At 52.9% G+C, this 647-nt stretch carries 2 protein-coding genes; one reads left to right on the top strand and one right to left on the bottom strand.

All coding sequences use genetic code 11. From position 1 onward, the window contains the following. Positions 1–212, top strand: a 212-nt coding sequence (locus tag J5224_RS33545) for a type 1 fimbrial protein (RefSeq protein WP_264629201.1), incomplete at its 5' end; no start/stop codon positions are given. 77 nt (positions 213–289) lie between these two features. Here the strand turns inward: J5224_RS33545 and J5224_RS33540 are convergent. After that, on the bottom strand, positions 290–647 hold a 358-nt coding region (locus J5224_RS33540), incomplete at its 5' end, for a DUF2501 domain-containing protein (protein ID WP_264629200.1).

Raw genomic sequence — 647 nt, 5'->3', positions numbered from 1 at the left:
TTATCCATATTGTTGGCACCATTGTTGACCCCCCTTGTGATATTTCAACGCAATCACAGCAGGTGACGGCGCAGTGTTTTCGGCAAGGACAACAACATACGCTCACCCTCGCTCAGCTAACGCAACAGCATACATTGCCCCAGGGCGTGGGCTATATTGCCCCCCTCTCCTTAAGCGAAACGGTCAAAGTCGTGGTGATCAGTTACCAGTAACGGCAGACGCTCGTCTGCCGCCAGGCGCGATTGTTATCACGATACCCTAAAAAGTGTGGCCTTCACCGGCCACACCATCAGGAAAGAAACGCGATCCCTTGCTTAAGCACCAGATCGCAGGCTTTGGTTTTGACTTTTTCGGCCAACGGCGTGCTGCCGATATTATTCAGGTTTAGCGCCTGCCCATCCTTGGTCTGCAACATCCCGGCCATTCCCTGGGTGTAATCCGTTTGTTTCTGTTTTTCGGCGCTGTTCAGCCCCAGTTTATCCAGCAATTTATCTTTGATATTTTCAGTATTGGTAGCGGAGACCAGCTTCTGCTTGATGCAGTACTGCAAAATGCCTGCGGCATTGCCCATCGTGCCCGCGCTCAACGCCTGCGTGCCGCCGCCGAGCAAACCGGTTAAATTACTGGTTGAGCCGCCGTTTTGCCCA

It is taken from the genome of Candidatus Symbiopectobacterium sp. NZEC135 (assembly GCF_025962695.1).
This window is presented reverse-complemented; position numbering and strand designations above follow the sequence as displayed.